Annotated in this window: 23 protein-coding genes and 1 riboswitch; of the genes, 11 read left to right on the forward strand and 12 right to left on the reverse strand. The window is 74.0% G+C overall.

The window, feature by feature from the left end; translation table 11 throughout:
* Positions 1 to 83: 83 nt before the first annotated feature.
* The 3 genes from GA0070620_RS11525 (at position 84) to GA0070620_RS11535 (ending at position 3,283) form a co-directional block, all read left to right on the forward strand.
* A complete protein-coding gene (locus GA0070620_RS11525; RefSeq protein WP_091598569.1) occupies positions 84 to 1,703 on the forward strand; it encodes a hypothetical protein in 1,620 nt (539 codons plus the stop codon).
* Positions 1,704 to 1,712: 9 nt separating this feature from the next.
* Positions 1,713 to 2,510, forward strand: coding sequence for a peroxide stress protein YaaA (yaaA, locus tag GA0070620_RS11530; RefSeq protein ID WP_091589902.1), 798 nt, complete (start codon positions 1,713 to 1,715; stop codon positions 2,508 to 2,510).
* 101 nt (positions 2,511 to 2,611) lie between these two features.
* Complete coding sequence (locus GA0070620_RS11535; protein WP_091589904.1) at positions 2,612 to 3,283, forward strand: hypothetical protein; 672 nt, start codon at positions 2,612 to 2,614, stop codon at positions 3,281 to 3,283.
* 52 nt (positions 3,284 to 3,335) lie between these two features.
* On the opposite strand, the gene GA0070620_RS11540 is transcribed toward GA0070620_RS11535, so the two are convergent.
* Positions 3,336 to 4,289, reverse strand: a complete 954-nt coding sequence (locus GA0070620_RS11540; RefSeq protein WP_091589906.1) for an SDR family NAD(P)-dependent oxidoreductase — start codon at positions 4,287 to 4,289, stop codon at positions 3,336 to 3,338.
* An 84-nt stretch (positions 4,290 to 4,373) separates the two neighbouring features.
* On the opposite strand from GA0070620_RS11540, the gene GA0070620_RS11545 reads away from it, so the two are divergent.
* Together GA0070620_RS11545 and GA0070620_RS11550 are read left to right on the forward strand one after the other, a co-directional pair.
* A complete protein-coding gene (locus GA0070620_RS11545; protein ID WP_091589909.1) occupies positions 4,374 to 5,279 on the forward strand; it encodes an AraC family transcriptional regulator in 906 nt (301 codons plus the stop codon).
* A gap of 112 nt (positions 5,280 to 5,391) precedes the next feature.
* Positions 5,392 to 6,351, forward strand: a complete 960-nt coding sequence (locus tag GA0070620_RS11550; RefSeq protein WP_091589912.1) for a TAXI family TRAP transporter solute-binding subunit — start codon at positions 5,392 to 5,394, stop codon at positions 6,349 to 6,351.
* A 14-nt stretch (positions 6,352 to 6,365) separates the two neighbouring features.
* On the opposite strand, the gene GA0070620_RS11555 is transcribed toward GA0070620_RS11550, so the two are convergent.
* The 3 genes from GA0070620_RS11555 to GA0070620_RS11565 form a co-directional block, all read right to left on the reverse strand.
* Positions 6,366 to 7,805: a sensor histidine kinase gene (locus GA0070620_RS11555; protein ID WP_091589914.1), complete on the reverse strand. Its 1,440-nt coding sequence runs from the start codon at positions 7,803 to 7,805 to the stop codon at positions 6,366 to 6,368.
* A 10-nt stretch (positions 7,806 to 7,815) separates the two neighbouring features.
* Positions 7,816 to 8,484: a response regulator transcription factor gene (locus GA0070620_RS11560; RefSeq protein ID WP_172836417.1), complete on the reverse strand. Its 669-nt coding sequence runs from the start codon at positions 8,482 to 8,484 to the stop codon at positions 7,816 to 7,818.
* A 130-nt stretch (positions 8,485 to 8,614) separates the two neighbouring features.
* Positions 8,615 to 8,926 (reverse strand): hypothetical protein, encoded by a 312-nt coding sequence (locus GA0070620_RS11565; RefSeq protein WP_091598575.1) that lies wholly within the window; start codon positions 8,924 to 8,926, stop codon positions 8,615 to 8,617.
* 133 nt (positions 8,927 to 9,059) lie between these two features.
* Here GA0070620_RS11565 and GA0070620_RS11570 point away from each other — a divergent pair, with 133 nt between their 5' ends.
* Positions 9,060 to 9,398 carry a DUF952 domain-containing protein gene (locus tag GA0070620_RS11570; protein WP_091589916.1) on the forward strand — a complete coding sequence of 113 codons (339 nt, stop codon included), beginning with the start codon at positions 9,060 to 9,062 and terminating at the stop codon, positions 9,396 to 9,398.
* Between the two features lie 40 nt (positions 9,399 to 9,438).
* Here the strand turns inward: GA0070620_RS11570 and GA0070620_RS11575 are convergent, their stop codons facing one another.
* The 3 genes from GA0070620_RS11575 to GA0070620_RS11585 all read right to left on the reverse strand — a co-directional run bounded on the left by GA0070620_RS11575 (position 9,439) and on the right by GA0070620_RS11585 (position 14,199).
* Complete coding sequence (locus tag GA0070620_RS11575) at positions 9,439 to 11,196, reverse strand: CDP-glycerol glycerophosphotransferase family protein (RefSeq protein ID WP_091589918.1); 1,758 nt, start codon at positions 11,194 to 11,196, stop codon at positions 9,439 to 9,441.
* 154 nt (positions 11,197 to 11,350) lie between these two features.
* The gene (locus GA0070620_RS11580) at positions 11,351 to 13,453 is read right to left on the reverse strand and encodes a DUF6077 domain-containing protein (protein WP_091589921.1); all 2,103 of its coding nucleotides are present in this window, start codon (positions 13,451 to 13,453) and stop codon (positions 11,351 to 11,353) included.
* A 146-nt stretch (positions 13,454 to 13,599) separates the two neighbouring features.
* The gene (locus tag GA0070620_RS11585) at positions 13,600 to 14,199 is read right to left on the reverse strand and encodes a TetR/AcrR family transcriptional regulator (protein ID WP_091589923.1); all 600 of its coding nucleotides are present in this window, start codon (positions 14,197 to 14,199) and stop codon (positions 13,600 to 13,602) included.
* A gap of 217 nt (positions 14,200 to 14,416) precedes the next feature.
* Here GA0070620_RS11585 and GA0070620_RS11590 point away from each other — a divergent pair, with 217 nt between their 5' ends.
* From GA0070620_RS11590 to GA0070620_RS11605, 4 genes are all read left to right on the forward strand, one after another.
* A complete protein-coding gene (locus GA0070620_RS11590; RefSeq protein WP_091589926.1) occupies positions 14,417 to 15,313 on the forward strand; it encodes an ABC transporter permease in 897 nt (298 codons plus the stop codon).
* A complete protein-coding gene (locus tag GA0070620_RS11595; protein WP_091589929.1) occupies positions 15,306 to 16,124 on the forward strand; it encodes an ABC transporter ATP-binding protein in 819 nt (272 codons plus the stop codon). The genes GA0070620_RS11590 and GA0070620_RS11595 overlap by 8 nt, the downstream gene beginning before the upstream one ends.
* 145 nt (positions 16,125 to 16,269) lie before the next feature.
* Positions 16,270 to 17,772 carry a bifunctional cytidylyltransferase/SDR family oxidoreductase gene (locus tag GA0070620_RS11600; RefSeq protein ID WP_091589931.1) on the forward strand — a complete coding sequence of 501 codons (1,503 nt, stop codon included), beginning with the start codon at positions 16,270 to 16,272 and terminating at the stop codon, positions 17,770 to 17,772.
* Positions 17,773 to 17,814: 42 nt separating this feature from the next.
* Positions 17,815 to 19,524 carry a CDP-glycerol glycerophosphotransferase family protein gene (locus GA0070620_RS11605; protein WP_091589934.1) on the forward strand — a complete coding sequence of 570 codons (1,710 nt, stop codon included), beginning with the start codon at positions 17,815 to 17,817 and terminating at the stop codon, positions 19,522 to 19,524.
* A 37-nt stretch (positions 19,525 to 19,561) separates the two neighbouring features.
* On the opposite strand, the gene GA0070620_RS11610 is transcribed toward GA0070620_RS11605, so the two are convergent.
* The gene (locus GA0070620_RS11610; RefSeq protein ID WP_091589937.1) at positions 19,562 to 20,326 is read right to left on the reverse strand and encodes an alpha/beta fold hydrolase; all 765 of its coding nucleotides are present in this window, start codon (positions 20,324 to 20,326) and stop codon (positions 19,562 to 19,564) included.
* Between the two features lie 186 nt (positions 20,327 to 20,512).
* On the opposite strand from GA0070620_RS11610, the gene GA0070620_RS11615 reads away from it, so the two are divergent.
* Positions 20,513 to 21,505, forward strand: a complete 993-nt coding sequence (locus GA0070620_RS11615) for a hypothetical protein (RefSeq protein WP_197677581.1) — start codon at positions 20,513 to 20,515, stop codon at positions 21,503 to 21,505.
* Between the two features lie 76 nt (positions 21,506 to 21,581).
* On the opposite strand, the gene GA0070620_RS11620 is transcribed toward GA0070620_RS11615, so the two are convergent.
* From GA0070620_RS11620 to GA0070620_RS11635, 4 genes are all read right to left on the reverse strand, one after another.
* Positions 21,582 to 22,427: a C39 family peptidase gene (locus tag GA0070620_RS11620; protein WP_172836577.1), complete on the reverse strand. Its 846-nt coding sequence runs from the start codon at positions 22,425 to 22,427 to the stop codon at positions 21,582 to 21,584.
* Positions 22,428 to 22,653: 226 nt separating this feature from the next.
* A riboswitch (cyclic di-AMP (ydaO/yuaA leader) is annotated at positions 22,654 to 22,795 on the reverse strand.
* Between the two features lie 286 nt (positions 22,796 to 23,081).
* Complete coding sequence (locus tag GA0070620_RS11625) at positions 23,082 to 23,858, reverse strand: hypothetical protein (protein ID WP_091589945.1); 777 nt, start codon at positions 23,856 to 23,858, stop codon at positions 23,082 to 23,084.
* Positions 23,859 to 24,002: 144 nt separating this feature from the next.
* Positions 24,003 to 24,464 carry a hypothetical protein gene (locus tag GA0070620_RS11630; protein WP_091589947.1) on the reverse strand — a complete coding sequence of 154 codons (462 nt, stop codon included), beginning with the start codon at positions 24,462 to 24,464 and terminating at the stop codon, positions 24,003 to 24,005.
* Positions 24,465 to 24,555: 91 nt separating this feature from the next.
* Entirely contained in the window at positions 24,556 to 25,881 is a 1,326-nt protein-coding gene (locus tag GA0070620_RS11635; protein ID WP_231922333.1) for an acyltransferase family protein, read from the reverse strand.
* Positions 25,882 to 25,941: the final 60 nt, after the last annotated feature.

The following is a 25,941-nucleotide window of genomic DNA, read 5'->3' on the forward strand; positions in this document are numbered from 1 at the left end:
CCCCGACCGGTCTGCCCCGATCCACCCCGCCCACCGCCGGGGTCGTGAAACACTCCGGTCGGGACGACGACGGGGGCGTGGTCGTGTCGCAACCAGTGCAGGACCGCAGGTGGTGGCGTCCGCGGCTCGACCGGCCGGCGCTGGTCGCGCTGCTGCTCGGGCTGGTCGGGGTCGGCTACCGGCTGGTCCTGACGCTCTACACGGTGCCCGCGTCGAACAGCGACGAGGCCACCTTCGGGTTGGCGGCGCTGCACATCTCCGAGGGTCGGGCGCACCCGGTGTTCCTGTACGGCCAGCGCTACATGGGCATGCTGGAGTCGTACCTGGCCGCGCCGCTGATCTGGCTGGCCGGGCCGAGCTGGCCCGTGCTGCGGCTGCCGATGCTCGTCCTCTACGCGCTCTTCCTGTACCTGATCCACCGGCTCACCCGGCGCGTCTGTGCGCCCTGGTTCGCCACCTTCGTCGTCGGTCTCCTGGCCCTCGGCCCGGAACGGGTGGTCCGGGACCAGTTGACCGTGGTCGGCGGCCGACCCGAGGCGAAGCCGGCGGTGGTGCTGATGCTGCTGATCGCCGTGGGGTTGGCCGCCGGCACGATCCACCGTCGGCGGCTGGCCGTCGGCCTGTTCGGCCTGCTCGCTGGGCTGGCACTCTGGTCCGACTGGCTGATCGCGCCGTACCTGCTGGTGGCCGGGCTGCTGTTGCTCTACGCGGCCCGCCGGGAGCTGCTCGGCTGGGCCGGGGCGCTGCTGGTGGCGGGGTTTGCCGTGGGCGTCGCCCCGATGACTTGGGCGAACGTGGTCGCGCCGCCGGGGCAGGACTCGTGGTCGGTGCTCCGGGAGATCAGCACCCGCCCCGGGCCGGAGCCGTCGTGGTCGCTGCGCCTGCGGGGCGGTCTGGTGGAGGGGGTGCCGCTGGCCGGAGGGCTCTGCCCGATCGACGGCTGCGGCCGCTGGCAGGAGTGGTTCGGCTACCTCTATCCGCTGCTGCTGCTCGTCGCGGCGGCCCTCGCCGTGATCTTCTACCGGCGCACCGCCGGAGGGCCACGCGGTCGGCGGATCGGCCCGGTCACGCACCTCACCCTGGTCGCGGGCGCGGCGCTCACCCTCCTGTCGTACGTACGCAGCCCGCTGGCCGCCCTCGACCCCCTGGCCAACGCGCGCTACCTGTCGCTGCTGCAGATCTCGCTGCCGGCGGTGCTGTGGCCGCTCTGGCTCGCGGCGGTGGCCGGCTGGCGGGGCACGGTCGGCGCGTTCGGTCGGCTGACCGGCGCGGTGGCCACCCTGGTGCTGGCCGCGCTGGCCGTGACGAGCCTGGTGGTGACCGCGCGGTACGCCACGGACGGCGTCGCCGCGTCGCGGGAGGAGGAGCGCCGGGCCCGGGAGCTGGCCGCGGTGCTGCGCGCCGACGGGCCGCACGAGGTGTACGGGGACTACTGGATCTGCAACCGGCTCGTCTTCGACACGGCCGAGGAGGTGGTGTGCGGGGTCGTCGACGACAACCTCCAACCGGGGCAGAACCGGTATCTGCCGTACTGGCGGCAGGTGGGGCGGGCGGCGCGTCCCGGGTACGTGGTGGAGACCGGCTCGGTGGCGGACTTCCGGCTGCGGCGCCTGCTCGGCGACGAACTGGACCGCACCCCGGTGCGTGACGTGGGCGGCTACCGCGTCTACCACCCACCGAGCCCGGTGCGCCCGTGGCGGTAGATTCCAGCGGTGCTCATCCTGCTGCCGCCCTCGGAGGGGAAGGCCGACGCCGGCACCGGCCGGCGCCTGGACCTGTCCCGGCTCTCCCTGCCCGAGCTGAACCCGGCGCGCGAGGAGGTGCTGACTGCGCTCGTCGCGCTCTGCGCCGGGCCGGACGAGGCGGCGGCCCGGGCCGCGCTGGGGCTCAGCGAGGGGCAGCGTGACGAACTGCGGCGCAACGTACGGCTGACCCGGGCCGCGACCGCGCCGGCCGCCCACATCTACACCGGGGTGCTCTACGAGGCGCTGGACCTAGGCTCCCTGCCGGCGGCCGCCCAGCGGGCCGCCCGCCGGTCGGTGCTGATCAGCTCCGGGCTGTGGGGCGCCGTACGACTCACCGACCGGATCCCGCCCTACCGCTGCCCGATCGGGGTGAAGCTGCCCGGCCCGGGCGCGCTGTCGGCGTACTGGCGACGGGCCCTCGCGCCGGCGCTGGCCGCCGCGGCCGGGGACCGCCCGGTGCTCGACCTGCGCTCCGGCGCGTACGCGGCGACGTGGACGCCGCGCGGCGAACTGGCAGAGCGGACGGTGACCGTGCGGGTGCTCCACGAGCGGCAGGTCGACGGCGTGCCCGTCCGCTCGGTGGTCAGCCACTTCAACAAGGCGACCAAGGGCCGCCTGGTCCGGGACCTGTTGCTGGCCGGCGCCCGGCCCCGCACCGCCGACCAGGTGGTCACCGCGCTGCGGGACCTGAAGTACACGGTGGTGGAGCAGCCGGGGCCGGCGGGCCGGCCACGCCAGGTGGACGTGGTGGTCACCGAACTCTGAGGACCCGCAAGATTTCCTCAAGCCTGGGCCGGACCCGTTCCGTCGTCGCCGCCCAGCATTCACGGTAGGGAGACCACGACTCCGACAAGGGAGCATCTCCGTTGGCCCGTGAACCCGCCCTGCTCGACCGGCGCCCACCGTCCGCACCGCCACCGCTGGACTGGTTGACGCTGGCCGACGCGTTCGAGGCCGCCTGCCTGCTGCGGTGCATGCCGCCGCCGGCGGGCGCCCGGCCGGCGCGGGGCGCGGTCGCGTACCCGGCGCCGGTGGTGGAGTTCAACCGGGAGGACGCCGCCCAGCGGATGCGGCAGCTCCTGGACCGGCTGGGCGTCCCGGTCGGGCACGAGCTGGCCGTGGGTGGCCTGCGCCGCCGCTACGAGCTGCACCGGCTGCGGGTGCCCCGGGAGCACCGGGTCGACTACGTGCGGTTGTTGGAGACGGGCTGGCGGCAGGGGCGTCGGGAGCTGTTCACCACGTCGGTGCCCGGCGCGTCCACGGCCCGCCGGATCTGGGTGCCCCGGCTGGCCGAGGCGGCCTGGCGGTCGGCGCTGCTGGCCGGCGGGCGGCACGTCCGCCGGCACATCCTGGGCGTCCGGCTCACCGACCGGGAGCTCGCCGCCGTGCTGATCCGCAGCGCCGCGCTGCTCGGGGTGCCGGCGGAGCTGCGGCCGGGCACCGGGTGCTTCCTGGTCAGCGTGGCGCACGGTCCGGACCGGGACCGCATCCTGGACCGCACCACCCTGGCCCCCGCCCGGACCGCCGGCCCGGCCTGACCCGCGACGTCACCGCGTCGACCTGGTCGCCGGCCGGGCCGGGGTCCCCGGGTCAGCGGTTGGCGAGCGCCCCCTCGGCGTACGTCCAGAGGCGGTCGGCGGCGGCTGCGTCCAGGGCATGGGCGGCGACCCCACCGGTGGCCTCCGGGCCGCCGACGACGACCTCGGCCTCCTGGTTGTCGTCGAAGTACCGGCCGGTGACCCCCTCGACCAGCGGCGACGCGGCCAGCAGCACGCTGGTCGACGCGCCCTGCGCGGGCGTCTTGTAGTACTCCAGGTCGATCCGGTTGCCCGCCTCGTCCAGCACCCCGAACGCGCGGAGCGTCTCGTCGTCCATGTGCCGCTGGAGGTTGGTGTTGATGTAGCCGGGGTTGAGGGCGTTGGCGGTGACGCCGTCGGCGGCCCAGCGCCGGGCGATGCCCACGGCGAGCAGGACGTCGGCGGTCTTCGACCGGCCGTACGCGGACCACGGGTCGTACGGCTGCCGCTCGAACTGCGGGTCGTCGAAGTCGAACGCCTCCCGCAGGTGTGCGCCGGAGCTGACGACCACCACCCGGGCGGAGCCGGCGGCGCGCAGGTTGTCGCGCAGCCCGAGGGCGAGCGCGAAGTGACCGAGGTAGTTGGTGCCGAGCTGGAGTTCCCAGCCCTGCGGGGTGAGCTGGCGGGTCGGCAGGGCCATGATCCCGGCGTTGGCGACCAGCGCGTGCAGGGGCCCGTCCCAGCCGGCGACGAAGGCGTCGACCGAGGCGAGGTCGGCCAGGTCGAGGGTGGCGGCGCGTACCCGGTCGGGGAACTCGGCCACCAGGGCGTCGGCGCTGGACACGCTGCGGACGGCGACCGTGACGTCCGCGCCGGCCCCGGCCAGGGCACGGACGGTCTCCGCGCCGATGCCGGAGGCGCCGCCGGTGACGATCATGCGTCGTCCGGTGAGGTCCACCCCGTCGACGATCTCGGCGGCGGTGGTGCGAGCGGTGAACGGGGTGCGGAGCGGGGTCTGTGCTGTCATGTCATCCACGCTACGAACGACCGCCCTGGACTGTCTGTAGTCTGGCATCCATCACTCTTTAGCAGGCGTCCAGCAGGAGCGTTCGTGGATCCCTTGGAGGACGTACTCGCCCTCGTCGGCGCCACCAGCCGCCTCTCCACCGCCATGGCGGCCGGCGGCCGGTGGGCGGTCCGGTTCGACCCGCCGGCCGGCGTCAAGTTCAACGCCGTACGGCGCGGCGGTTGCCTGTTGCGGGTCGACGGCGTGCCCGAGCCGGTGACCCTTGCCGAGGGCGACTGCTTCCTGCTCACCCAACCCCGGTGCTTCACCCTGGCCGGCGACCTCGACACACCGCCGGAGCCGGCCGGGCCGATCTTCCGCGCCGCCGTCGACGGTGTCGCCCGCGCCGGCACGGGCGAGGAGGTGTTCCTCATCGGCGGCGCGTTCTCCTTCACCGAACGCGGCCGGGCCCTGCTGCTCGACGGGCTGCCGCCGGTCATCCACGTGCCCGCGGCGACACCCGAAGCCGGCACCGTCCGGTGGGCGGTCGAGCAGATCGACACCGAACTGCGGGCGGAGCCGCTCGGCGGCCGGCTGGTGGCCGAGCACCTCGCCCTGGTCATGCTGATCCGGATCCTGCGCCTGCACCTCGCCCGGGGCGGCGGCTCCGGCTGGCTGGCCGGGCTGGCCGACCCGGTGCTCGCCCCCGTGCTGCGGGCACTGCACGCCCGTCCCGACCATCCCTGGACGGTGGCGGAGCTGGCCCGGGTCGCCTCGGTGTCCCGGTCCACGCTGGCCGCCCGCTTCAAGGAGGTCGTCGACCGAGGGCCGTTGGAGTACCTCACCGGCTGGCGGATCGAGCTGGCCGCCGAGCGGATCCGGCGCAGCGACGACACCATGGCCAGCATCGCCCGCGCGGTCGGGTACGGCTCGGAGAGCGCGCTGAGCGTCGCGTTCAAACGCACCACCGGGCTGTCGCCGCGCGCCTACCGCAGCCGGGCCCGGCGGTGACCCCGCTCCGGCCGCCCGCCCGACGCCGACCGGATCGGGTGGAAGATCGAACCGCACGGGCCGCCCAGCACGGGAGCAACGGGGGTTGCGCCGGTCCGGTCCCGGGCGCAAAGTGCAGCGAGTGAATCGCACCCGGCCCGGGCGTCGCGCCCCGTCCGCCTTCCTGCTGGCGGTGCTGCTCTTCGCGGGGCTCGGCCTGGCCGGGTGCCGGGACAGGCCCGCGGAGCCGATGCGCATCCGCATCGCCACGGGCAGCCCGACCGCCGTCTACCACGCCTTCGGGGAGTCCCTGGCCGCAATCCTCAACCGTGAAATGCCCGGGGTACGGGCGAGCGTGGTGGTCACCCCCGCGTCGGCGGAGAACGTCCGGCTGGTCGCCGCCGGCGACGCCGAACTGGGCTTCACCCAGGCCGACGTGCTGCCCGCCGGGCCCGACGCCGACCCCCGGGTGGCGGCGGTGGCCCGCGTGTACGACGACCAACTGCACCTGGTCAGCTCCGGTGGCGGTCCGGTGCACACCGTCGCCGACCTGCGTGGCCGTCGGGTGTCCGTCGGCGCCGCCGGTTCCGGCACCGAGATCACCGCCACCCGCCTGCTCGACGTCGCCGGGCTGGGCGGCGACGCCGTACGCCGGGCCCGCCTCAACCTGGACGACTCGGTGACCGCGCTGCGGTCCGGCCGGATCGACGCGTTCTTCTTCTCCGGAGGGCTGCCGGTGCGGGGCATCGCCGACCTGGCCCGGGGCTCCCCGACCCGCATCGTCGACCTGGGCGAGTGGACCGAGCCGTTGCGGTCACGCTACGGCGAGGTCTACGTCTCGCGGGACATCCCCCGGTCGGTCTACGGCGTCGACCCGGTCACCACCGTCGCCGACCCGAACTTCCTGATCGTCCGCGCGGACCTGCCGGAGCGGGTGGTGCGGGAGGTGACGCGGCTGCTCATGGAGCGCCGGTCCGAGCTGGCGGCGGCGCACCCGGCGGCCGGGCGGATGAGCCCCCGGTCGGCGATCGCCACCTCGCCGCTGCCGCTGCATCCGGGCGCCGCCGCCTGGTACCGCGCCGCGAAGCCCTGAGCCGGCCGCGCCGGTCAGCCGGCGCCGGCCGGCAGCCGGTCGACCACCGGCGGACACGCCGCGGGGGCCGCGTCACCCGGCTCCTCGACCGGGCCGGGGAACCACAGGCCGGCGACCAGGCCACGGGGCTCCCCCGCCCGCATGGTGAGCCGCCCGCCGGAGGCGTCCACGAGCACCGCGGCGATGGTCAGCCCCAGCCCCGCGCCGTCGACGTTCTGCACGTCCGGGGCACGCCAGAACCGCTCGGTCGCCTGACCCAGCTGACTCTCGGTCATCCCGGGGCCGGTGTCGCGCACCTCGACGGCCACCCCGCCGTCGCAGCGGGCGACGGTCACGGCGACCTCGCCGCCGGGCCCGCTGAACTTGACGGCGTTGTCGATGAGCGCGTCGAGCGCCTGGTCGACGGCGGTCGGCACGGTCCGGGCGTACGCCGGCACGGCCGTCGTGGCCAGCCGCAGCGCCACCGACCGGTGCCGGGCCAGGGGCATCCAGGCGGCGACCCGGGAGGCGGCGACCTCGGCCGCGTCGACGGTGACCCGCTCGTTCTCCTGGCGTTCAGCGCGGGCCAACGTGAGCAGCGCGTCGAGCACCAGCGCGAGCCGGTCGGTCTCCTCCAGGGCGAGACGGTGCTCGGCCCGTCCCTGCGGGTCGGTCAGGCTGGGTCCCAACTCCTCCACGCGCAGCCGCAACGCCGTCAGCGGGTTGCGCAGCTGATGGCTGGCGTGCGCGACGAAGGCCCGCTGCCGGTCCATCACGTCGGACACGGCGTCGGCCATGTTGTTGAAGCTGGCCGCGAGCCGACGCAGCTCGGGCGGGCCGAGCCGGTGCTGCACGCGGGCACCCCGGTCGCCCTCGGCGATCTCGTGGGTGACCGCGTCCAGCTCGGTGACCGGCCGCAGCACCCAGCCGGCCAGGCCGAACGCGAGCACCACACAGGCCACCACGGCGAGCGTCCCGATCACGGCGAGCAGCGCCCACCAGGCGCTGACCGTGCGGCGTAGCGCGTCGGTGGGGGTCACCGTGACGACCGCCCCGAGCACCTCGCCGCCGTCGTTGATCGGCACCGCCACCACCACCGGCCCGCCCTCCCACGGCCAGACCGACTCCGGGCCGCTGGACTGCTGACCGGCCAGGGCGGTGTCGAGCGCCTCGGCGGTGCCGACGGCCGTACGCCAACGCGCGGAGGCGACGACCGTCCGGCGATCCCGGTCCACCACCGCCGCGCCGATGCCGTAGAGCTCGTCGTAGCTGCGCAGCTCCGTGTCGAGCGGACCCGGGGTGCCGCCGCGCAGCGCCGGCCCGGCGAGCGAGGCGAACCGGGTGGCGTCGGCGAGCCGGTCGGCCCGCACCCGGTCGGTCTCCCGGGTGGCGAGGGTCAGCGCGAGCGGCGTCTCCAGCGCGATGAGGACCAGCACCATCAGCAGCAGGTAGCTGATCACCAGCCGACGGCGCACCGGACCGCCCTCACTCGCCGCGCAGCCGGTAGCCGACCCCGCGCACGGTCTCCACCAGGCCGGGGTCGCCGAGCTTGCCGCGCAGCGACCCCACGTGCACCTCGACCGTGTGCCGGTCGGTCCACGTGGTGCCCCAGGCGTCCAGCAGGATGCGTTCCCGGGGCACCGCCACCCCCGGCTGACGGGCCAGCGAGAGCAGGACGTCGAACTCCTTGCGGGTCAGCGCCACGGCCCGCCCGCCGACGCTGACCGTGCGCGCGGAGACGTCGATCCGGACGGCGCCCGCCTCGATCAGGTTCCGCGCGGGCACCGCGTGCGCGGCGCGCCGGAGTACCGCCTCGATGCGGGCCTGCAACTCCACCATCGAGAACGGCTTGACCACGTAGTCGTCCGCGCCGAGCCGCAGGCCGAGCACCCGGTCCCGCTCCTCGCCGCGTGCCGTGACCGCGATGATGCCGAGTTGGCCGCTGCGCCGGCGCAGCTCCCGGCACAGGTCGGTGCCGTCACCGTCGGGCAGGGTCAGGTCGAGCAGGACGAGGTCGCACGGTGCGGCGGAGAGCGCGGCGGCGACGGTGGCGGCGTGCTCCACCTCGTAGCCGCGCCGGGTCAGCGCGGACGACAGCGCGGCGGCCACCCGGCGGTCGTCCTCGACCAGCAGGATCCGCACCCGTGCCCCCATCCGTCGAACCGTCGTCCTGGCATGGTGGCAGAAGCGCGGCCCGTGCGGGAGAGCCGACCCGTCCGGATCCGCCGGTCAGACCGGCGCCGGGCCTCCGGCGGGCGGCCCGGCGTCGCCGACGCGGGCGGCGTCAGAGACCGAACACGTCGTCGGACGTCGCGTCGCGTACGCCGTCGGTGAAGCCGCGGAAGGCCGGGTCCTCGTGGGTGGCCGGGACGCTGGTGGCGTTCTCGCCGGTGGCCTGGGTGACCGCGTCGACCAGCGGCCCGAAGTCGATCTCGGAGTCGCCGATGCTGTCGTCGTCCCCCTCGGCCAGGTTGATCACGTACTGCACCTCGTCGGAGGAGGTGTCCGGGTCCTCGGCCCAGTCGCCGCCGGCCTGGTAGCACTCGTCGTACAGCGCGCGCTGGCTGTCGGTCCAGTCGTCGTCGTAGTTCGCCATCGCCCATCCCTCCGCGACCTGCTCCACCTGTGAGCATGCCCGGCCGGAACGGACGACCGGGCCGGTACCGCGAAACGGCGGCCCGCGCCGGCAGCACCCCGGCCGGAGCGGCGGCGACCCGTAGGCTGGCCGGGTGATCTACAAACTGCTGCCGACCACGGAGTGGAACGACGCCCGGGCGGCCGGGCACCTGGTCGGCTCGGCGGTGGACCGGCAGGACGGCTTCATCCACCTCTCCGGCCCCGACCAGGTGGTGGAGACGGCGCGGCGGCACTTCGCCGGGGCGACCGGGCTCACGCTGCTCACGGTCGACCCGGACCGGCTCGGCGACCGGCTGCGCTGGGAGCCGTCCCGCGGCGGCGCGCTCTTCCCGCACCTGTACGGTCCACTGCCGGTCACCGCGGTGGTGGCCGCCGAGGCGCTGCCGGTCGACGTCCCGGCCGCCGAGGCGGTGGCCGCCCTGCTGGGCTGACCACCGCCAGCGCGTCCCCGGTCCCCGAGGACGGCACCGGTCAGCGGCAGAGCCGCCCGATCTCCTCCTGGAACCGGTCCATCGGGTTCGCCTCGGCCGGGCCGAGCAGGTACGTCTTCAGCTCCCGCCGGGCCTCGGTCATCGGGTCGTCCCCGGCGCGGGTCACCGCGACGATCTTCTCCAGTTCGCCGCAGTCCCGGGCGAGCAGGTACGCGGCCCGCGACGTCGGGTACTCGCGGCGGAACTCGTCCTCCGGCAGCCCGCCCGGGTTGGCCACCACGTACGGCCGCTGGCTCTGCACGAAGTCCGAGACCACACTCGACACGTCGCTGATGAGCAGGTCGGTCTGGTTGAAGCAGTCGAACAGCGCCGGCACGCGGCCGGTCACCACCAGGTGCCGGGTGCCGTCGAGCGAGGAGGCGTCGGCGTCGCCGCCGGCAGCCCGGATCCGCTCCACGATCCGCTCGTGCACGGCCTTGGCCTGCTTGGACCGGGAGCCGGTCAGCGGGTGCGGCTTGTAGATGAGCCGGACCCCCGGCGTGACGGCCAGCAGTCCCTTGACGATCCGCTCGCCCATCAGCACCAGCGAGGTGTGGTAGGGGTCGTCGTCGAGCCAGCCCTCCCAGGTGGGGGCGTAGAGCACGGTGAACGGCCGGTCGATCGACTCGGCGCCGAAGGTGTGCACACCGGCCAACTGCGGGCGGCCGATCTCGACGATGTCGGAGTCGAGCACCCCGACGCCGGCGCGCGCGTACCGCTCCCGCCCGGCGAGACCGGCGACCCAGACCTCGTCGTACACCTTGCTGTAGGGGTTGACGCTCGCCTGCTTGTCGCTGTCGCCGTGCCCCACGAAGACGTGCTTCGTCCCCGGCTCGCGGAGCATGTGGATGTTCGCGCCGACGTTCGCGGCGTAGAGCGCGACGCGGATGCTGCTCAGCTCGAGGTTCATGAAGTCCACACCGGCGGGTACGCAGATCACCGGCAGGCGGGTGTCGGCCAGTTCGAGGAACGCCTCGCGGCTGCGCATCAGCACCACGGCCCGCTGCCGCAGCGCCTCGGTCGGGGCGAGCCACATGTTGGCCTGGTAGACGTCCTTGGCCGGTCCGGCGAAGTAGAGCGCCACCTCGGGGCGGTGGTCGTCCAGCCAGCGCTGCACGGCCGGCAGCAGCGGACCCTGCCCGCTGCCCCGACCGCGCAGCCAGGTCAGCGCGACGATCGCGCCGACGACGGCCGTCGCGGCGAGGGCCACCGCGCCGGCGACGAGGAACGGGGTCACGTCGTCCTGCACCGCGGCGGCCACGGCGGCCGGCACCAGCAGGATGTTCAGCAGCGGCATCCGCTCACCGGCGACGGCGGCGGCCCAGGCCGGCGGCTGCGGCGCCGACTTCAGCGGGCCCAGGTCGATGTTGCGCACCATCGCGGAGAGCGGGTTGCGCCGCTCGATCATGGTCGACAGCGCGCCCGAGAAGATCGAGATCACCCAGACCGCCGCGGGCAGCGCGAGCAGCAGCGTCAGGTCCGTCCGGCCGAGCGTCACCTCCGCGACGACCAGCAGCACGGCCGCGAGGTCCCGGGTCAGCTGCCGGTAGGACCAGAGCAGGCCGACCTTCTCCAGCAGCAGCGCCGACGGCGGTGACCAGCGGGCGAGCGCGAACTCGCCGATGACGGCGGCCAGCCCGGCCACGGCGAAGACCGCGACCCAACCCAGGGCACCCGAGACGAGCATGACCAGGTAGGCCAGTACGAGCAGCGCGCCGCGGGCGGCCACTCCGATCCGTCCTGTCAACGTGCCGAACAACGAGAACGCTCCCTACGAGATCGACGAGGGGCCGGCCCGGATCCATCGCGAGCCGTCAGCAGGTGACTGCGACCTTAACGCGAAGGGACAGCCGGGCGTCGCTCGGGTATCCCGCCCCATACCGGTCAAAGCCGTACGCCGCGCGGCGGCGGGCTCAGCCGTCCCGGCGGAAGCAGGTCACCGCGCCGGGCGCCTTCCGTTGCGCGAACTCGGTGTAGCCGAGCTGCGTTGCCAGGTCCCGGGCGTACGTGTTGCCCGAGTAGACGCAGATGGTACCCACGTCCAGCCGTTGCAGGGCCGGGGCGAGCTGGTCGCGGCCGGGCTGCTCCCGCCCGTCGGCCCAGCCGGTGAGCAGCAGGCGGTCCTTGGCGAAGTCGGAGTTCAGGTCGTACTCGACGAGGTAGAAGTCCCGGGGCAGGACGACCCGGACCCGACTGGTCACGATCAACGACGTCCGCATGATCACCCCGGGTGCGAGGAGCAGGCCGTCCGGGCGGTCCAGATCCTTGATCCAGAAGGCGATCCGCTGCCGCTGTTGCGGCAGCTTCCAGGTGGGCCGGTCGTGCACCTCCACCCAGCTCTGCGGCGACCACATGGGGGTGGCGAAGACGGCGAACGAGGCGACCATCGCGGCGGCGATCCCGGCGCTCACCGCGCGCCGCACCAGCGGCGTCGGCGACGGCACGTTCACCGTGCAGAGCAGGCCGATCAGCGTCGGCAACGCGAGCAGCCAGGGCACCCGCCAGAGCACCACGGAGATGCCGCTCGCGGCGCTCAGCGCCTCCAGCACACCAGGGACGAGCAGCACGCTGAGGGCGAGGGTGCCGCCGGCCGCGAGCAGCGCGGGGGTTCGCCGGCGGGCGAGCAGCGGGCCGCACCAGAGCGCCAGACCGCTGATCACCCCGACCACGCCGACCAGCAGGGTGCGCCGGTAGGTGTACTCGGCGTCGAAGAAGGCGTCGTCGGCGCCGGTGGCGGCCCCGGTCTGGAGCAGCAGTTGGGAGACCACCACCGAGCCGACCGGGTAGAGCACGGCGGCGGCACCGGCGAGCAGGGCATCCTTCCAGCGGCCGACCAGCAGCATGGCGAACGCGGCGGCGCCGGCCAGCATCGGCAGGATGATCGCGGCGGTGGTGGTCAGGCCGACCGCGGTGATCGACAGGGCCGCCACCAGGACCAGGGACCACCGCGACCGGCTGTCGAACCACTTGGTGAGGTAGAGCCACATCAGCGGGATGACCGCCGAGACGAACATGCCCTTGCCCTCGTAGAGCCGGGGCAGGTGGAAGGTGCCGAGCGCGGCGTCGCCACCGGCGACGAGGTAGAGGTACGCGACGGCCACGGTGAAGGCGAGCAGCGGGCGGCGCGGCGCCCACCGGTGCACCAGGCGCCAGAGGGCGAGCACCGCGAGCACGGCCATGACCGGCAGCAGCACGTACCAGGTGGCCGAGGCGGCGTGGATGCCGAGCACCCGGGCGAGCGCGCCCGCGAACACCTCGATCGAGGCGATCGGCGGCTGGGAACCCATCGCCGGCGCGACGTTCTCGGTGAACAGGAAGTCCCGCAGCGGGACCAGGTCCCGCTCCGCCACCCAGACCGACCGGCCCACGTAGTAGACGTCGTCGGGCGTGTTGCGCGCGAGGAAGAACGAGGAGATGCCGACCAGCACGGACACGACCAGCGCGTACCCCGACTGGACGGCGGTCGGGGCGGGCACGGCCGGCAGCGGCTGCGGGGTGGCCAGCCACGCGCGACGCAGCAGCAGCATCCCGCCGACCGCGGCGACCGCCCCGGCGGCCGCGGGGACCCACCAGGACATGCCGTCGCCCGCGCCCGTCCCGGCGAGCCCGGCGGTGACCGCGGCGACCACCGCGGCTGCCAGCACCACGACGAGCAGGCGGCGCGGGTGGGCGGCCGGCGCGGCGACCCCGGCGTCGGGGGCGTCGGCCGGCGGCGCGTCGGTCGTCGCGCGGCGACGGGCGCGGAGCACGGCCACGGCGGCGAGGACGACGCAGCCGGCCAGCCAGATCTTGAAGGTCACCGACGGGGCGAGCCGGACGGCGAACGCCGCGTGGTAGAGGACCGTCCAGAGCGCGAACGCCAGCACGGCGGCGTCCGTGATCAGGGCCGGCGTCGCCGCGATCAGCGAGCCGAGCCGGCCGGACCGGACCGGACCGGGCCGGTCGGCCGCGACGTCGGGCGTCGCGGGATCGGGGGACGGCGCGACGGCGACGGCGGCGTGGTCGGCGTTCGACACGGGAAGTCCTTGTCGTTGTACGGGCGAGGGCGGCGGTGGCGCGCGGCGGGCGGCGTCGGTGGCTCCGCTCCGACCTGGCTAAGCAGAGTAGCGGCAAGCACCCGCCGGTCGGGGTGCGGTGGAGGGGGGTGTCGCGGGTGGTGCGGTCATCCGGCGACGGGCCTGGCCCGGGGACGGGGCACGTCCCGCTGCGCACCGAGGCCGGCCACGACCGACTCCACCAGAGCGTCGAGGTAGCTGTCGGTCAGCGGCAGCCGGGCGATCGCCAGCCGCCAGTAGAGAGGGCCGACGATGAGGTCGATCGCCGCGTCCGGGTCGCTGTCGGGTGGAAGCTCCCCCCGCTCGACGGCCAACCGGATCAGCCGGCCGCCGATGTCCTGCTGGCGGGCCCGCAGCACCTGCTGGAGGGTCTGGTCGATGGTCGGGTTGCGGGCGGCCTCGGCGAGCAGGTCGGGAATGATCTGCGAGGCCAGCGGGTGGCGCAGCGCGTGCGCCACGACCTGGAACAGCAGCGCGAGGTCACCCCGGAGGCTGCCGGTGTCCAGCGCCGGGATCTTGCCGTGCGCGGCGGCGGCGACGATGTCGAGGACCAGGTCCAGCTTCGAACTCCACCGCCGGTAGATCGCGGTCTTGCTCACCCCCGCCCGGCGGGCCACCGCCTCGATGGAGAGCCGGCCGTAGCCGACGGCGGCCAGTTCCCGCATCAGCGCGCGGCGGATGGCCGTGGTGATGTCGTCACGGAGCACCGCCGCACCTGCCGGCGGGCGTCTCTTCTCGGTCGTCACCTGGGGCTCTTTCCGCACGTCACGGCGACCAGGGTAGCGCAACGACGATACGGTTGCGTCCCGACGTGTTTCGGACTAGTGTCCACGCAGCGACGAGGCGGCGCTCCCCCGCACCGGCCACGTCCGGATCATCCTCGCGCGCATCCCGTTGATTCGAAAGATCGGAGCGCCACATCCCATGGCCAACACGGCGCTGGCCGACCCCGACTCCGGCCTCACCCAGGCGCAGCTGGCCGCCCGCTACGGACTGCGGGTGGCCGACCAGCCGCCGTCCCTGGCCGAGTACGGCCGGCGGCTCTGGCACTACCGGCACTTCATCGCCACGTACGCGAACGCGAAGCTGGTCGCCTCGTTCAGCAACGCCCGGCTCGGGCAGCTGTGGCAGGTGCTCACCCCGCTGACCAACGCGGCGGTCTACTACCTGATCTTCGGCCTGGTGCTGCAGCAGAACCGGATCCCGAACTTCATCGCGTACCTGTGCACCGGTCTGTTCATCTTCAACTTCACGCAGACCGCCGTGCAGAACGGCACCACGGCGATCAGCGGCAACCTGGGGCTGATCCGGGCGCTGCACTTCCCCCGGGCCTGCCTGCCGCTCGCGGTCACGGTCACCCAGTTCCAGCAACTGCTCGGCTCGATGGTGGTGCTCCTCGCCATCGTGCTGGTCACCGGTGAGCCGCTGACCTTCGCCTGGCTGATCCTGGTGCCGGCGGTGCTGCTCCAGACGGTCTTCAACGCCGGGCTCACCATGGCGGTCGCCCGGCTGGGCGCGAAGGCCTCCGACCTGCGACAGGTCATGCCGTTCGTGATGCGCGCCTGGATGTACGGCTCCGGTGTGCTCTACAGCGTCACCCTCTTCGAGGACAACCTGCCCGGCTGGGCCAGCAAGCTGGTCGAGTTCAACCCGATGCTGGTCTACATCGAGCTGGCCCGGGTGGCGCTGCTGGAGGAGGCGCCGGTGCTCAACTCCTCCCTGCCCCAGCTCTGGCTGGTGGCGGTGGGATGGGCGATCGTGATGGGCGTCGGGGGTTTCGTCTACTTCTGGCGCGGCGAACAGGAGTACGGCCGTGGTTGACCAGTTCGAGGCGTCCAACGACGCGACCCTGACGCTGACCCCGGCGCAGGAGCGGATCCCCACTGTGGTGGTGGACGACGCGCACGTGATCTACCGGGTGCACAAGGGTGCCGGTGGCGGCACCAGCCCGGTGGCGGCGCTGCGCCGGCTCGTCACCCGCACCTCCGCCCCGGAGGTCCGGGAGGTGCACGCCGTCAAGGGCGTCACCTTCACCGCGTACCGGGGAGAGGCGATCGGCCTCATCGGCAGCAACGGGTCGGGCAAGTCGACCCTGCTGCGGGCGATCGCCGGCCTGCTGCCGGTGAACCGCGGCGCCGTCTACACCCAGGGCCAGCCCTCGCTGCTCGGGGTCAACGCCGCGCTGCTCAACGACCTCTCCGGCGAGCGCAACGTGACCCTGGGCTGCCTCGCCATGGGCATGTCCCCGGCGGAGGTGCAGCGGGAGACGCCGGGCATCATCGAGTTCTCCGGGATCAACGAGCGGGGTGACTTCGCCTCGCTGCCGATGCGGACGTACTCGTCGGGCATGGCCGCCCGGCTGCGCTTCTCCATCGCGGCGGCGAAGAAGCACGACGTGCTGCTGATCGACGAGGCGCTGGCCACCGGCGACAAGGGCTTCCGCAAGCGCAGCGAGCAGCGGGTACGCGAGCTGCGGGAGAGCGCCGGCACGGTGTTCCTGGTCAGCCACCAGCTCTCCTCCGTACGCGACACGTGCGAACGGACGATCTGGCTGGAATCGGGCGTCCTGCGGATGGACGGTCCGACCGACGAGGTGATCCGCGCGTACGAGGCGTACGCGAACAGCAAGTGACCTGGCGGCGGGCCGGACGCATCGACACGGATGCCGTCCGGCCCGCCGCCGGCGTTGGGGTGCACAGCTTCGCGCGTTAAGGTTCATCCGGTCGCCGCCTGGGCGGAACCTCTTGTTCACGCACCCCCGGAAGTGAGGATCGGCAATGACGCAGGACCACACCACTGGCCCGGACGCCGCACCGGAGAACCCGGCGCCGTGGCGGCCGTCCCGCACAGTGGCGGTGGTGCTGGCCGGCGGCACCGGCACCCGGCTGGGCCTCGGCATCCCGAAGCAGCTGCTGAAGATCGCCGGTAAGCCGATCATCGAGCACACCCTCGCCGTCTTCGAGGCCGCGCCCGAGATCGACGAGATCATCGTGCTGATGGCCCCGGGTCACGTCGCCGACGCCCAGCAGATCGTCGAGAAGGCCGGCTTCCGCAAGGTCACCAAGGTCATCGAGGGCGGCGACACGCGCAACGCCACCACCCGCATCGCCCTCGACGCCGTCGGCGAGGAGGACTGCAACATCCTCTTCCACGACGCGGTGCGTCCCCTGGTCAGCAGCCGGATCGTCCGGGAGTGCGTGAACGCGCTCTGGACCTACTGCGCCGTCGACGTGGCCATCCCGTCGGCGGACACGATCATCCAGGTGGACGAGAACGACTGCATCACCGACATCCCGGTGCGCTCGTCGCTGCGCCGGGGGCAGACCCCGCAGGCGTTCCGGTCCGGCACCATCCGCGAGGCGTACCGCCACGCCGAGGGCGACCCGAACTTCGCCGCCACCGACGACTGCGGCGTGGTGCTGCGCTACCTCCCCGACACGCCGATCAAGGTGATCGACGGGTCGGACGAGAACATCAAGGTCACCCACCCGGTCGACGTGCACCTCGCCGACAAGCTCTTCCAGCTCGCCGCCGCGCAGCCGCCCCGCCTGGCCGACCACCGCAGCTACCGCGAGGAGCTGACCGGGCGGACGATGGTGGTCTTCGGCGGCAGCTACGGCATCGGCCACGACCTGGCGGAGCTGGCGTCCCGCTACGGCGCCCAGGTCTTCCCGTTCAGCCGCAGCAGCACCGGCACCCACGTCGAGCGACCGGAGGACGTCGAGGCGGCCCTGAAGACCGCCTTCGAGGCGACCGGCCGCATCGACCACGTGGTGGTCACCGCCGGCATCCTGGAGCGGGGCGCCCTGGCGGAGATGGACGAGGAGACCATGGACCGTCTCCTCCAGGTCAACTTCGTGGGGCCGGTGACGGTGGCCCGGCAGGCCCTGCCGTACCTCCAGCAGACCAAGGGTCAGCTGCTGCTCTACACCTCCAGCTCCTACACCCGGGGCCGGGCCCGTTACGCGCTCTACTCGGCCACCAAGGCCGCCCTGGTCAACCTCACCCAGGCCCTCGCCGACGAGTGGGCCGAGGACGGCGTCCGGGTCAACTGCATCAACCCGGAGCGGACGGCCACCCCGATGCGCACCCGCGCCTTCGGCGAGGAGCCGGAGCACACCCTGCTCTCGGCCGAAGCGGTGGCCCAGGCCTCGCTGGATGTCCTGATCTCCGAGCTGACCGGTCAGGTCATCGACGTACGGCGGGCGCCGGGCGAGCCGGCGCAGGCCGTGCCGGGACAGGCGACGCCGACCGAGGCCGCTCCCGCGGTCGTCGGCTGACGGCCCGACGCCTGCGGCCGGGACGGTGGTGAACGGAGCGACATGCGTGGTGACCTGGTCCGGAAACTGATCGCGCGGTGCCTGAGCACCGGGCTGGCCGTGCTGGCCTTCCTCGTCGTGGCGCTGACCGGCGCGACCGGCTGGGGGCTGGCGCTCGTCGTGGCCGCGCTCGCCGCGACCGGCGCGGAACGGCGGATCCGCCCGGCCGCCGACACCACGGCCGAGACGACGCTGATCGCGGCCGCCGTGCTGGTCGCCTACGCGCGACGGTTGGACGGCGGGTTCGACCCCGCGCTGGCCGCCACCGCCCTGGTGCTGCTGGGGCTGGTGCTGCTGACCGGGCCGCTGCGGCAGGCGGGCGACCTCGAGATCCGGTCGGCGAACCTACCGGTGCGGTCGTGGACGCCGCTGGTGGCCACGCACCTGGGCGATGCGCTGCTCGGGCTGCTCGCGGTGGTGGCGCTGGCCGCCGCGGCGACCCTGCCCGCCGTGGTCGCCCTGCTGGTGGCGCTGCTGGTCGCCGCCGGCGCGGGCGCGGTCGCCCTGGACCTCGCCCGGCGCCGGCTCCGGCCGCCGGCTGGCGGCGGCCCGGTGGGCCGGGCGCTGCGCCGGCACCAGCCGGAGTTCCTGCTCCACTTCTCCGCCCCGCCCGGCTCCGAGTACCAGGTCACCATGTGGCTGCCCTACCTGGAGCGGATCGGCCGGCCGTTCCTGGTGCTGGTGCGCGAGCCGGAGTTCCTGGCCCCGATCGCCGCGGCCACGACCGCTCCGGTGGTCTACTGCCCGACCCTGCGCGCCATGGACGAGGTGCTCGTGCCGAGCCTCAAGGTGGCGTTCTACGTCAACCACGGCGCGAAGAACAGCCACTGCATCCGCTTCACCCAGCTGACCCACGTGCAGCTGCACCACGGCGACAGCGACAAGGCGCCCAGCGCCAACCCCGTGTCCGGCATCTTCGACCGGATCTTCGTCGCCGGGCAGGCGGCCATCGACCGGTACGCCCGCGCCGGGGTGAGCATCCCGGCGGAGAAGTTCGTGGTGGTGGGCCGGCCGCAGGTCGAGTCGATCGACGTGCGACCCGAGCCGCTGCCCGCCGAGGCGCCGCGCACGGTCCTGTACACGCCGACCTGGACGGGGCACCACGCGGACGCGGACTACTGCTCACTGCCGGTGGCCGAGCGGCTGCTGCTGCGGCTGCTCGACCGGGGTGCGACGGTCATCCTGCGCGCGCACCCCTACACCACGCAGAACCCGGCGTCGGCCCGGCAGCTGGGCCGGCTCACCGAGCTGCTGGCCGCGGACCGGGCGCGGACCGGCCGGCCGCACCTGTGGGGCACCGCCGCGAGCCGGGACCTGAGCCTGGTGGAGTGCGTGAACCGGTCCGACGCGCTGGTCTCCGACGTCTCCGGCGTCATCTCCGACTACCTCTACTCGGGCAAGCCGTTCGCGGTGACCGACATGGCCGGGGAGGGCGACCGGTTCCGCGAGCTGTTCCCGCTGGCCGGCGCCGGTTACGTGCTGCGACGGGACATGGCGAACGTCGACGACGTGCTCGACCGGCTGCTCGGCGACGACCCCCTGGCGCCGGAGCGCTGGGCGACCCGCCGCCGCTACCTGGGCGACTTCCCGGCCGAGTCGTACGCGGACGCGTTCCTCGACGCGGCGCGCCGCGAGCTGGAGTCGGGGTGGAACCCGCCGACGCCGCGGGTCGGGCCGCCGGTGGAGCCGGCGCCGCTCTCCCCGACCGCCTGAGCACTCCACCGCCCGAGCAGACCGCCGCCGGCCGCGCTCAGCGGTACGCGTCGGCCAGCGCCAGCACCGCCTCCGGGTCCTCGACGTGGGCGTTGTGCCCGAGGCCGGGCAGCGTGACCACCGGCGCGCCCAGGTCGGCGAGCTGCGCGTCGGTGACCATCGGGTCGTGCTCGCCGCGGGCCAGCAGCACCGGCACATCGGTGGCGGCGAGCAGGGCCGGCAGCGCCGGATCGCCCACCGCGAACGCGGCCGGGTCCATGGCCAGCCGCCACCGCCCGCCGTCGGACCGCAGACCCGCGTCCACCACCGGGTCGTCGGGGGTGACCAGCCCGGTCAAACCGGCGACCCGCAGGTAACGCCGGGCGGCCTCCTCGCGGGTGGCGAACCAGGTGACCGGCCGTTCGGCCAGCTCCGCCGCCTTCGCCAGCTCGGCGGGTGACCACACCGCCTTGATCCCGAGGCCGATCACCGCGGCCACCGGCAGACCGCCGGCCCGCGCGGCCAGGGCCAGCCCGACCACCCCGCCGAGGGAGTGGCCCAGCACGACGAGCCGCTCGCCGGAGCCGAGGCCCGTCGCCGCCCTCCCGCCGGAGCCGAGGCCCGCCGCGACCCGCTCGGCCAGGCCGGCGAACGAGTACGCCGGCAGTGGCGGAGCGGCGCCGTGCCCGGCGAGATCCGGGGCCAGCCAGCGCCCCGGCCAGCGGTCTTCGAGCAGCGGCGCCCACGGCAGCCAGACGTCACCGCTCGCGCCCATGCCGTGCAGCAGCAGGAGGACCGGCCGCCCGCCGGAGTCATCGACCATGGGCGCAGTCTGCCACGGTGGACGGCCGTCGCACGATCGGTCGGCCGGCGGACGAGAGGCGGGACGACACAGCGACGTTGATCACTGTAGAGTTCGGCGCCGGGCGGCGGTCGGAAGCCGTTCCTCACCTCTGGGATCGGAGCACCCTTGCCCTCGAAGCGTCGGTCAGCACGGATCGCGGCCCTCGTGGCCCTCTCCCTCGTCGCGGGGTCGGGCGCGCCCGCACCGGCCGGCGCCGCCGAGCCGGACGGGGTCGCCGTCGCGGCCGACCGGGTGCTGCGGGTCTACAACAACAACATCGAGAACCTGGTGGTCAACAACTCCGACGGCAGCTGCACCCGCATCTCCGGGCCGGATCACCTCACCTCGATGCTGGTGGACGACAACGGCGCGAAGGGCACGGCCGGCGTGGCGCCGCCGGACCTCCTGATCGTGCAGCAGGTGCGCGGCACCGGCCAGGCCGAGGCGTACGCCGACCAGCTGTCGGCCAAGTTCGGCTACCCGGCCGACACCTACGGGGCGATCGTGGCGTGGAGCGACCCGGAGCCGTGGGGCAGCACCCACAAGTGCAGTGACCAGTCGCTCGGTGACCTGAAGAAGAAGCAGACCAACGCCATCATCTGGAACACCCGCACGCTGAGCCTGGCCTCCGGCGACGTCTCGAAGTACTGGAGCGCCGGCTGGCTGAAGCCGGGCACGGCGTACGACGGGGGCGCGGGCTGCACCCTCTACAAGCCACCGAACAGCGACCCGGACACCACCGACTACTACAAGTGGAAGCGGACCAGCGCGATCGCGGCGCGGTTCACCATCAGGGAGACCGGCACGACGGTGTTCGCGGCGACCATGCACCTGCCGCAGGAGAACCGCCAGAACGCCTGCGCCGGCGACGGTTACACCGGGATCGGCAGCAGCGGCATCCACATCGGAGCGGACGCGACCAGCCTGATGAACGCGTCGACGATCCGGATCGTCGGGATCGACGCCAACCGCACCGGCATCCCGTCGTCCACGTTGGGCGGCTTCGGCATGACCGGCTACGGGGCGAAGGCGACGAGCGGGTCCAGCAAGATCGACTATCTGTTCGTCAAGGGCACGGTGCGACCGTCGGCCATCGACCACACGGTGACCGGCACGAAGTCCAACCACCTGGCGCTGTACGGCTTCATCACCTACTGACGCCACCGGACGGTCCGGACACGCCACGGGCGCCGGCCCTCGAAGGAGAGGGCCGGCGCCCGGGTGTCGGATCGGGTCAGGCGGAGTAGCCGCGGGTGGCCATCCAGTTCGCCAGGTCGATCGTGCTGATCCAGTACGAGGGCACCGCCGGGTTCGCCGAGTCGGCGATCTTCACGGTGCGGCCCTCGTCCCGGTAGCCGACCACGGCGATGTAGTGACCACCGGAGAAGGAGTGCCAGCCGCCGTCGGTGTCGACGGCGTCGCCGACGATGTTGGCGACCACGCCCCGTCCACCGGTGATCGCCTTGACCACGTCGGCCTGGAGCTGGTCCATCTGCGCCGGGCTCGGGGCGCCGTCGAACATCCGGGTCTTGTACGGGCTGCCCTTGACGACCGCGTTCAACACCCGGGTCGTGTCCTGGGCGGAGTTGGTGCCCATCTCGGTGGTGCCGAGCTGCGCGGCCAGGTCGTCCTGGTTCCGCTCGATGCCGCTGGCGCTGAGCGCGTTGCGGGTGGCCGCCGGGCCGCAGTAGTAGTACGTCGTCTGCGCCTGGTAGTCGTAGTCGAGCACCTTGCTCTTCGGGGGCTTCGGCGGTGTCGGCTTGCGGGTCAGGTCAGGGTCCGCGGCCTTCTTGGCGGCGGGGGACGCGCTCGGCGACGAGGGCGCGCTGGTCTCGGGCGCGGCGGTGGTGGGCTCCGCGCTCCGGTCCTGGCTCCGCGAGGCGACGGTCGTGTCGCTGCGCAGCTCGGCCACCGCGGCCGAGGCCTGCTGGCCGCCGGGCGTGTCGTCGATGCCGCTGGCGAGCACGCCGGCGCCGGACGCCAGCACGAGGGCCGCGGCGGCGCCGGCGATCTGGTACGGGCGCTGGGTCGCCAGCCGACGGAGCTGACGCTTCAGGGTGTGCTTCACGTGTTCCTCCAGGCTCGGGGGAGAGCGGCGCACCACACCCACGGCGGTGGGCGGGCAGGCGTGACCGCGCGGACGTCGTCCGCGACCGGTGGACCGCTCAGGGGATCGCCCGGGTCAGCCGGGCGGGAGACGCGGGTGCCGGGTCAGCTCGCCACGACGGGACGGGCGAAGGCGGGCACCGCGGTGCCGTGGAGGTGCGGGGAGGAACGAGGGGTGGGTTGGTGCTGCACGAGGATGGAGCTCCTTCCGACGCCGCCTACCGGGTTAGCTGACGGATTCGGGCGGGAAGATCGCCCTACCGCGGGCCGTGACTCGCGGATTCACCCCGGACGTGCGTGTGGGTCCCCGGCTCGGAACAGCCGATTAGGCGGGTCGGCGCGGCGTCGCCTCTTGCGATCGGTTACCGCACCGGACGGGCCGACACTACTAAGCGGTTCTCCACCCTGCCAAGCCCGCCTGACCTGCGTAAACACTGATCATGGAAATTTTTTCCAGGCGTACGGACACTGGCGTGGCTCAATGGGACACAGGGCGTGGGACGCACCGCCGGGCGACAATGGGACACCCGGACGAAAAGGCGGTGCGGGGCGACCGAAAATCATTCCCGACCGTTCCGTCTGACCGTTTCCGGCCGACTGTGACCGGGCTCACGGAACAACCCCGGTGTCACCCGACCCGCGCGGGACGCCAGCGACGCGCGGGCACCGGACGGGTTGCCGCAGCGACCGTGGCCGGGCGGGCGACCGGCACCCGCAGCGGCCGGAGCCGGGCCGCCGCCGCGTACGCCTCGGCGGCGAGGGTCCGGGCGGCCTCGGCGGCCAGTTCCGCGTCCCGCCAACCGGCCCGCTCCCGCTCCTCGGCCAGCCGGTACTCCGCGTGTCGGCTGTCCCGCACCACCCGCGCCAGCCGCACCTCCTGCTCGACCGGGTGCAGGCGGGGATCCCACCCGTTGCGGTGCCCGAACACCTCACCGAGCTGGTGCAGGGTCAGCTCGCCGCGCCAGTGCGCCGCCGTGGCCGCGCGGTGCAGGTGCCGCTCCCGGGCCGCGTACTCGGCCGGCGTCCGGGGCGTCCGGGGCGGGGGCAGCGCGCCCGCGCCGGCGAACCGTCGGGCGGCCGTCTCCGCCTCGTCGTACGCGGCCCAGGCCCGTTCCAGGTCGCGCTGGGCGGCCAGCCACTCCTCCCGCCGTCGGCGGGCGGTCTGCGCCGCGCCGGCCGCGGCGACGGCCACCTCCTCGGCGTACCGGCGCAGGTCGGCGGCCTCGGCCTCGGCCAGCTCCCCGGCGGTCGGCGCGGCCGGAGCGGTGTCGCCGTCGGGGCGCTCCCGCTCCGGGCGGGCCACCAGCACGGTGAGCACGGTCAGGGCCAGCACCAGCAGGACCGACCAGATGGCGACGGCGAGCGGGACCTGGACGAGGAACTGGTAGAGGACGGTCTTCTCCATGTCGGCACCTCGGGAGGAACGGATGCGATGGGGGGAGCGCGTGAAGCGTCGGGGGCGGAAACGGCCGGGCCATGGATGACCGGGGCGGTGCCCCGGCCGGGGCCGGCGGGACGCGGGTGGCGGGATCGGCTCCCGCCGTCGGGCTCAGGCGCGGGGCGGGGCGCGCGGCGCCGAGGGGGTCGGGCCGGTGGTCGTCGGCGGCCGGTGGGCGGCTGCCGGAACGCCGACCGTCGCGGCCGGCGGGGGCACGAAGGCGGTGCGGGCGACGGCATCCGGGTGCGGGGCGGCGGCGCTGTCCGCGACCGTGAACGCCCCGCCGTCGATGGTGGTGCCGGTGACGACGGTGGCGGCCCCGGCGCCGGTGGCGGGGCGGACGCCGGTGTCCCGGGACCCGGTGTCGGGGACCCGGCGGGAGACCGGGACCGCACTCCCCTGCTCCTCGGCGACGACCGTCACGGCCGCGAATGTGGGGGCGGGCGCCGCCGGGGCGCCGGGCGCCGATCCGGCGCCGACGGTCAGCGCGCCGAAGACCGCGAGGCTGGCCAGCAGGCGGCCGGCCCATCGCGCCACCCACCACAGGGGACAGGCGAACGCGACGGGAAGCATCCGACAACGCTACCGCCGTGGACGCCCGGTCGCACTCGATGCCGGGCGTGTCGGCGCGCCGCGCCGGGCGGTGTGACCAGGGTGGACGGCCTCAGCGGGACTCTACGTACGCCGGCTGGTCGTCGGTGTGGTCGGCGGGGCGCCGGGGCCCCGGGAGGCGGGGCACGACGGGCGCTTGCGGCGCAACGCCGGCCCGCTCCGCGGTGGCCCGCTCGGCGACGGCTGGCGCGGTGGCGGCTGGCGCGGTGGCGGCCGGCTCGGGCGGGGCGGCCGTCGGCGTGACGGTGACCGGCGCGTCGTCGCCGAGGCGGGTGGCGCCCGCGCGGGCCCGGCGTGGTCCGAGCACACGCATCATGGGCGTCTCCACGAAGCGGTGCACGAGCCCGGCCAGCACCAGGTTGAGCACGAGGAACCCGAGCACGGCGGTGAGCCCCCACCAGCCGGGCAGGCCGGTGCCCCAGTCGCCGGTCAGGCGCAGCACGGTCATCATCACCAGGACGTGCACCAGGTAGAAGGCGAACGAGACCTCGCCCAGCCACACCATCGGCCGGGACCGCCACGGGGAGCGCAGCCCTCGCACGTCGGCGTCCGCCGCCGCGGTGATGACCAGGAGGTACGCCGCCGACAGCAGCGCCGCCCACAGCTCCGCGCGAACCCACTCGGCGGCGACCACCCAGGTCACCACGAAGACCACGGTGGCGACGGGGAGCTTCGGCCCCCGCCACCGGCCGCGCCGCATCAGCTCGGCGGCGGCCACTCCCATCCAGAACTCCAGCGACCGGACCGGTGGGAAGACCTGCGTGAACCACCACCGGCTCTCCTCCGGCACCAGCAGCTGCGCCGGCCACAGGGCCAGGATCAGCAGCGGCACCGCGACCACGACGGCCCACAGCGCCCCGGGGCGGGCCCGGCGGATCAGCGGCAGCGCCAGCGGCAGGCAGAGGTAGAAGAAGAACTCGCAGGACAGCGACCAGCTGACCGTGTTGATGCTGTAGAAGTGGCCCGGCCGGGGGTCCCACGCCTGGAGCAGGAAGAGGTTCTCGACCGCGATGTCGAGTCGTACCGGGTCGGCGAACCAGAACGCGACGAGCAGCGCGAGCGCCCACAGCAGCACGTGGTTCGGCCAGATCTTGGCGACGCGCCGCCGCCAGAACCGGAGCGGGGTGTCGCTCGCCCGGGCGGACCACACCAGGACGAACCCGCTGAGGATGAAGAAGAACTGCACCCCGCTCAGGCCCAGGGTGAACAGCCAGTTCACGACGGCCTGGTGGTCGGGTTCGAGGACGATCCGCATGGTGGCGGCGTGGAAGCCGAAGACCAGTAGCGCGGCGATCCAGCGCAGCCCGGTCAGCGAGGGCAGACGGTTGGCGGCGGGCGCCGGTGGAGCCTCCGGCGTGACGCTGGGCGCGCTCGTCATGCCGGGCTCCCCGAGGTCACCGTTCGCCACACCAGATCTCCTCCTCGGGGTGTCACGCAC

The sequence above is a fragment of the Micromonospora krabiensis genome, assembly GCF_900091425.1.
GTDB lineage: Bacteria > Actinomycetota > Actinomycetes > Mycobacteriales > Micromonosporaceae > Micromonospora > Micromonospora krabiensis.

Excerpts from the sequence above, each read along its gene's own strand:
- GA0070620_RS11540 (WP_091589906.1), bottom strand. The coding sequence starts at position 4,289 with ATGACAGCACAGACCCCGCTCCGCACCCCGTTCACCGCTCGCACCACC.
- GA0070620_RS11560 (WP_172836417.1), bottom strand. The coding sequence starts at position 8,484 with ATGGGGGCACGGGTGCGGATCCTGCTGGTCGAGGACGACCGCCGGGTG.
- GA0070620_RS11565 (WP_091598575.1), bottom strand. The coding sequence starts at position 8,926 with ATGGCGAACTACGACGACGACTGGACCGACAGCCAGCGCGCGCTGTAC.
- GA0070620_RS11590 (WP_091589926.1), top strand. The coding sequence starts at position 14,417 with ATGGCCAACACGGCGCTGGCCGACCCCGACTCCGGCCTCACCCAGGCG.
- GA0070620_RS11600 (WP_091589931.1), top strand. The coding sequence starts at position 16,270 with ATGACGCAGGACCACACCACTGGCCCGGACGCCGCACCGGAGAACCCG.
- GA0070620_RS11605 (WP_091589934.1), top strand. The coding sequence starts at position 17,815 with ATGCGTGGTGACCTGGTCCGGAAACTGATCGCGCGGTGCCTGAGCACC.
- GA0070620_RS11610 (WP_091589937.1), bottom strand. The coding sequence starts at position 20,326 with ATGGTCGATGACTCCGGCGGGCGGCCGGTCCTCCTGCTGCTGCACGGC.
- GA0070620_RS11625 (WP_091589945.1), bottom strand. The coding sequence starts at position 23,858 with ATGGAGAAGACCGTCCTCTACCAGTTCCTCGTCCAGGTCCCGCTCGCC.
- GA0070620_RS11630 (WP_091589947.1), bottom strand. The coding sequence starts at position 24,464 with ATGCTTCCCGTCGCGTTCGCCTGTCCCCTGTGGTGGGTGGCGCGATGG.
- GA0070620_RS11635 (WP_231922333.1), bottom strand. The coding sequence starts at position 25,881 with ATGACGAGCGCGCCCAGCGTCACGCCGGAGGCTCCACCGGCGCCCGCC.